This is a genomic window from Streptomyces sp. NPDC006552 (assembly GCF_040611655.1).
GTDB lineage: Bacteria > Actinomycetota > Actinomycetes > Streptomycetales > Streptomycetaceae > Streptomyces.
Genome location: NZ_JBEXOS010000134.1, coordinates 1 through 5,599 on the forward strand (window position 1 = coordinate 1; position 5,599 = coordinate 5,599).

Below are 5,599 nucleotides of genomic sequence, written 5' to 3' on the forward strand. Positions count from 1 at the left end.
CGCTGTCGGGTAGAACGGCTTGGAGCAGTGGACTGCGTTCGTCGGTGTAGAGGGACAGGGCGCAGGCCGCTCGCGCGTCGGCTACCAGGGCAGCGTCCAGGGCCACGCCTTGCAGTTGCGTGCTGGCCAACGTCCCGCCGGGCGTGGGAGTACCGCGAGCGGGGCGGTCTTGAGGCCACTTCCCGGCCGCCAGAACACGGGCGACCTCGGCGCGCCGACGGATTAGCAGATGTCCGTGTAGGACGCTCTCGACGGACCATTCCGGAAGTAAAGGACTTTCCGTGCACGTAGAGAACGACCTTGTTTTCGCAAGGATTGCGTAGCAGCGAAGTGATGGAAGTGAGGTCGGGCTCGGGCAGATCTGCCCCACCACACCGGTTTAGAGTACTGCTCAGAGGGATTCCAGCGAGGTTGCCGTCGAAGCTGCCGGTACCATGCATCGTCTGTCCAACGGCCTTCAGCACGGCCGTCAACACCGGCCCCTCCGACACCTGGGTTCCGGAGATCCCGGCAGGCCGCTACGGCACGTCGCAGGAGATGGCCGCCGCGGTCGTCTACCTGTCCTCGGACGAGGCCCGCTACATCACAGGCCAGCAGATCGTGCTGGACGGCGGCGTCTCGGTCCGTGGCCCCTTCCCCGAATAGCCGGACTCGGAACCGGGGCCGTGCCGTGCCCGACGCGACCTCGGTCCTGTCACGGTCTGGGCAGTCGGCCCGATGCGGGTGCGGCGTATGAGCGGCCTACTCGCGGGTGTACCGCGCCAACGCTTCGTCCAGTTCTGTCCGCTCCGACTCCGTCATGGGGCCCAGGATGCAAACGGGCACGAGGCCATCCTTCCTGGGCGTCGTCTTCGGATGGCTTCTGGTCCAGCCGGCGGGTGGCACTCTGTCCCGCACAGTGAGCTCTTTGTTCGTCACAAAATTCAGCCATAGCGCCGTGTATTCGTAAGTCGAGATTCCCTCGGTTTTCTCGATCACGCATGTCCGGATCTCATCCCACGGATATTCGCGTTCTCCGAGCTTACCTGTCGCTTTGACGCCCGCAGGACTAACGCGCAGCGACCACGCTCCTTCAGGGCGGCACTGGAGCCACTCGACGGCCAGGATAAGGGTCGCGAGAAGCAGAACGGCTGCCGCGAGTACGCAGAGCACGAAGAGCGCCGTCCATGGATTGTTGCTCTCTTCCGCTCCGCCACCGATATGAATTTTGTGCTGATCGAGGGGGAGCCAGACGCCGATCGATACGAAGAACAGCCACTGCGCCGATGCCGCCAGTCTATTCGAGGGTTTGGTGTAGGTCGCGAGAGGCTCGGAGCCGGTCCAGGACATCGCGAACACAGTGCGGGGGCCGGGCGGGTTCCGCTCCTTGGGCGGCTCGTGCGGCTGCTCTGGTGACGGCTGGGAGCGAAGTTGCTGGAGGCGCTCGTAGACCTGCCGCGCCGTCTGGGGACGGCTGTCCGGGTCGCGCCGGAGCAACTCGGTGACGAGCGTGACCACGGCGGGAGGAAGACCGTCGCGAACCGAGTCGATTCGAGGAGCTTCGTCGGCGAGCTTTTCTTGTATGAGAGCGAGCGCGCTGTGACCGGTGAAAGGGGGTCTTCCCGCGAGCAAGCCGAAGAGAACACTGCCCAGTGAGTACAGATCCGACCGTGCGTCTCCGCGTTCGGTCAGGAACTGTTCCGGCGCCCCGTACTGGGGTGTGCCGGCCGGTGTGAGGTACGCCGATGGAACGAGGGAGGAGACGGACTGGAGGAAACCGGCGATGCCGAAGTCGACGACTTTGACCCGTCCCCCATCGGTGATCATCACGTTCTGCGGCTTGATGTCGTAGTGGATGACGTGGGCTCGGTGGGCGGCGACCAGCGCCTCGCAGATTTCAGCGGCGATCGCCAGGGCGCGGTCGAGGTGCAGCGGGCGGTCGGGATCGATGCACTCCGCGAGCGTTGTTCCTTCGACCTTCTCCATCACGAGGAAGATCATGTCCTCGTCCATGCCACGGTCGTACAGGGCCGCTACGTTGGGGTGATTGATCTGAGCGGCGGCGACGCCCTCGCGTTCGAAGCGCTGCTGCAGTTCCGGTTCGTTCATCCCGGCGACGTCAAGCAGTTTGACCGCGACGTCGCGGCGGAGGTCACGATCGCGCGCGGCCCACACCTCACCCATGCCTCCCCGCCCGAGCCGTTTGGTCAGTTGGTAGCGGCTTGCGAGAATGTAGCCCGGATTCATGCGACCCCCAACACGGCAGCGACGACGCGTATGTGCGCGCCGCAGACTCAGACGCACATCACCATCTTCCCGGTTTCCGACGGGTACCGCAGAGAGGCGAAGAACGAGCCGACGCGCTACTGCATGGCATCTACACAGGCGTCGATCCGTCGCCGGAGGCCGCCGGTCAGGTCAGGCCTGCGAGCACCTCGGGTGCTGATCACCTACGCCCGGGCGCGGCAACTGCTCAATGTGCAGGCCGCGCAGGTGGGGAAGGCCGCGCGTCGGCCGGCTCGCGAGATCAATACGTTGCTCAACCGTGCGGTGCAGCGGCGTCACCGCGAGGAGTTCACCCTTGGGGACCTCGGCCAGGGGCTTGACCTGGCCCGTCAGTGGCTTGTCGACCTCAGCTCGCTGCCCAGCGGGCCTGCCGATTCCGTGCTTCTGCCGGAAGAGGAGATCCAAGCGATGGGCGGCTCCGCGCTGCGCGAGGCGCTCAATGCCTGTGTGGGCCGGCTGGTCGCGGCCACGGGGACGTCGTTCCCGGAAGCCCAGACTCTGCTGACCCAGACCACGGGAGCTGCTCGCCGGGCTGAGGCCGGTGTTGATGAGCTGCGTGACACGCTCGTCCTTGCCCAGCGCTGGATCAGGAGGCGGTAGCAGAGGAGGAGTAGCGCTACGAGAGCGCACCCCCGCCTCCTAACACCAGGCTCCCGGCCGGCGGTAGGGCACGTATGGCGTTTCGCAGCGACGCCGACACCAGACGGCTCACCACTCGCTCCATGTCACTCATCCGGAGGAACAGCAGACGCCCGCTGCATGGCGAACCGTTCCGCCAGGACAGCCAGTTGCCATGAGACTCCTGCACCGCACGAGCGCGTTGCTCGCCGCCGCCGTCCCGGCCATGCTGGCCGCCTCACTGGCCGGCCTCGCGCCCGCCCACGCCACCCCCACAGCAGGATCCCCTAGCCCGGTCCGGCACCAGGTCAGCTGCCCGCGCGGGTTCGTCTGCATCTACCCCGAGATCGAGTTCGGCGGCCAGCCCTACGTGAAGCGCGCCGTCGACGGCTCCGTGCGTCACCTGCCCGACTACATCCGCGGCGCGGGCAGTTCCGTCATCAACAACAGCGGCCGCACCGCACGCGTCTACCAGAAGGACACCTACTTCGGCCGGCACGTCTGTGTCGGCCGCGAGGGCGGTACCATCGGCGACCTGCGCTCCTACCAGCTCAACGACGTCACCCACAGCCTGCACATCGGCGACACCCCCTGCGGCGCCTGACATCGCCACAGCTCACGGCCGGCGGCGGGAGGCAGCCTGGGGCGCCGACGGCGCGGGGCTGCGTCGGCGCCCTAGGTTCTGTCTCTTTGGTCAGCGTCGGGCCCAGATGAGGATGCCAGCGAGGTGGAGTGCGGCCTGGTAGGCGATCGCGAGTTTGTCGGTTCGGCTGGCCAGGCCGCGCCACTGCTTGAGGCGGTTGATGCAACGCTCAACTGCATTCCGCTGCTTGTAGGCTTCGCGGTCGAAGCCTGGCGGGCGGCCTCCGTGGCGACCCCGCCGCAGGCGGTGGTCGATCTGGTCGGAGGGCTGCGGGATGACCGCGCGGATTCCCCGGCGTCGCAGGTGGCTGCGGATGGCGCGCGATGAGTAGGCCCGGTCGGCCAGCACCACGATGGGCCGGGTTCGCGGCCGTCCCGGTCCGCTGCGAGGCACGCGGATGCGGGACATCACCGTCTCGAATGCGGGTGCGTCCCCGGCCTGGCCTGCGGTGACCGTGAAGGCCAGAGGCCGTGCACCGCCGTCCGCGGCCAGGTGGACCTTGGTGCTCAAGCCCCCGCGAGAGCGTCCGAGGGCGTGATCGACAGGCTCGCCAGAGCGGATCGCCCCTCTTTGCATGCGCCTGCGGCGTGCTGGTGGGCCCGCACGACCGTGGAGTCGACCGAGAGCGTCCAGTCGATGTCGTCGTCGGCATCCGCCGCCGCCAGGACGGCGGCGAAGGTCTTCTCCCAGGTGCCGTCGACGGCCCACCTGATCAGCCGTTTGTGGGTGGTCTGGAACGAGCCGAACTCGTCGGGCAGATCCCGCCAGGGCGAGTTGGTGCGGTACTTCCAGGCGATGGCCTCGAGGGTGCGGCGGTGGTCGGCCCACCTTCGGCCGCGGACCGGATCGGCTGGCATCAGCGGCTCGATCCGGTCCCACATCTCATCGGTGATCACTAATCGGATGGACACAGCTGATCAACTGGCGAACCCATCCAGCGGGCACGCTAGACGTGAACCTCGGGAGGGAAGCCCGTCCAGCGCAGCTCGCGGGGCAGATGCCGTATGTCGTTCGAGACGAGGACGGAGGCTGGCCGGGCGGGCGCGTACCGGATGACCGTGAGAGCGGCGTTGCCGTGGTTGAGGCCGAGCCAACGCCAGTGCGGCGCATGCATGGCGTCCCGGACGAGCCAGGCGACCAGGAAGTTGTGGGTGACGACCAGTTCGTGACGGTCCTCTTCACCGTTCACCGGCCCGGTGAACATCTCCAGCGCCTGCCGGGCGAGAGCAGCTCCGTGCTCGCGTTCCTCCTCAGTGGCGCCAGAAAGGAAACGCAGGAAGAAGTCGGCGAATTCCGCCGGCAGCTCGTCTCTCAGGGGTACGTAAGGAACGTAGTCACCAGCAACTTCCGAGACGCGCAGGGGAACGTTCCGCAGCTGGTCGCCGATCAGACGCGCGGTCTGCTCTGCCCGGGGCAGCGGGCCATGGTGAACAGCCGCGAAAGGGACCTCCCGCAGGCGCTCACCGAGCAGCATGGCTTGCCGACGGCCCCTCTCCGTCAGCCCGCTCTCCTCCGACGCCGCCTCGCCATGCCGCGCCAGATAGAGGTAACGGGTAGCCGTGTCGGTCATCCAATGCTCCTCTGCCCCGCTAACGATCTTGTGTAACGATGGACGCTGCCTGCTTCGGCGCCGGTTCCCGTATCAAGAAGAAGCGCCTAGAAGGGGCTGGACTTCGTGAATAGCCCTGGTGAGGATGCTGCCGTTGACTTCGAAGAGTTGTGCCAGGAGGTCTCGGGTGCCGACTTTGCGTAGGTAGAGCACGGTGGCCAGCACCCGGGTGGAGTTGGTCAGGGGTGAAGGCCCCCCCTTCTACGGTCTTAGAACGGCTAACACAATGAGGTGCATCGTCCCTGGCAGCCGTGCCTGACCGGGCAGTTGAGCGTTGGCCAGGCTGTGGGAACTTCACCGTGGATCGTGCCGGACGACTTGTGGGAGCGGATCGAGCCGCTGCTGCCGAAGAAGGAGCGGCGGTTCCGCTACCCCGGTCGCCTGCCGGTCCCGGACCGCCAGGTGTTGTGCGGGATCCTGTACGTCCTGCACACCGACATCCAGTTCGAACACCTCCCGCAGGA

Annotated in this window: 6 protein-coding genes and 2 pseudogenes; 4 read left to right on the plus strand and 4 right to left on the minus strand. The window is 66.8% G+C overall.

What is annotated here, in order from left to right; genetic code table 11:
• Positions 1–459: 459 nt before the first annotated feature.
• A pseudogene (locus ABZY33_RS35780) lies at positions 460–645 on the plus strand (SDR family oxidoreductase); the annotation flags it as partial.
• Between the two features lie 96 nt (positions 646–741).
• Here ABZY33_RS35780 and ABZY33_RS35785 read toward each other — a convergent pair.
• Complete coding sequence (locus ABZY33_RS35785; RefSeq protein ID WP_356495896.1) at positions 742–2,226, minus strand: serine/threonine-protein kinase; 1,485 nt, start codon at positions 2,224–2,226, stop codon at positions 742–744.
• 192 nt (positions 2,227–2,418) lie between these two features.
• On the opposite strand from ABZY33_RS35785, the gene ABZY33_RS35790 reads away from it, so the two are divergent.
• The gene (locus tag ABZY33_RS35790; RefSeq protein WP_356495897.1) at positions 2,419–2,865 is read left to right on the plus strand and encodes a hypothetical protein; all 447 of its coding nucleotides are present in this window, start codon (positions 2,419–2,421) and stop codon (positions 2,863–2,865) included.
• A 193-nt stretch (positions 2,866–3,058) separates the two neighbouring features.
• Complete coding sequence (locus ABZY33_RS35795) at positions 3,059–3,487, plus strand: peptidase inhibitor family I36 protein (RefSeq protein ID WP_356495898.1); 429 nt, start codon at positions 3,059–3,061, stop codon at positions 3,485–3,487.
• Between the two features lie 90 nt (positions 3,488–3,577).
• Here the strand turns inward: ABZY33_RS35795 and ABZY33_RS35800 are convergent.
• The 3 genes and pseudogenes from ABZY33_RS35800 to ABZY33_RS35810 all read right to left on the minus strand — a co-directional run.
• Positions 3,578–4,437, minus strand: a protein-coding gene (locus ABZY33_RS35800) for an IS5 family transposase (RefSeq protein WP_356495899.1) whose coding sequence is annotated in 2 segments (ribosomal slippage) — positions 3,578–4,101 and positions 4,101–4,437 — 861 coding nt in all. Because the reading frame shifts where the segments join, the coding sequence is not laid out codon by codon here.
• A gap of 35 nt (positions 4,438–4,472) precedes the next feature.
• Entirely contained in the window at positions 4,473–5,096 is a 624-nt protein-coding gene (locus ABZY33_RS35805) for a histidine phosphatase family protein (RefSeq protein ID WP_356495900.1), read from the minus strand.
• Positions 5,097–5,183: 87 nt separating this feature from the next.
• A pseudogene (locus tag ABZY33_RS35810) lies at positions 5,184–5,318 on the minus strand (IS5/IS1182 family transposase); the annotation flags it as partial.
• Between the two features lie 72 nt (positions 5,319–5,390).
• Between ABZY33_RS35810 and ABZY33_RS35815 the strand changes: the two are divergent.
• The coding region (locus ABZY33_RS35815; RefSeq protein WP_356495901.1) for a transposase at positions 5,391–5,599 on the plus strand (209 nt) is incomplete at its 3' end.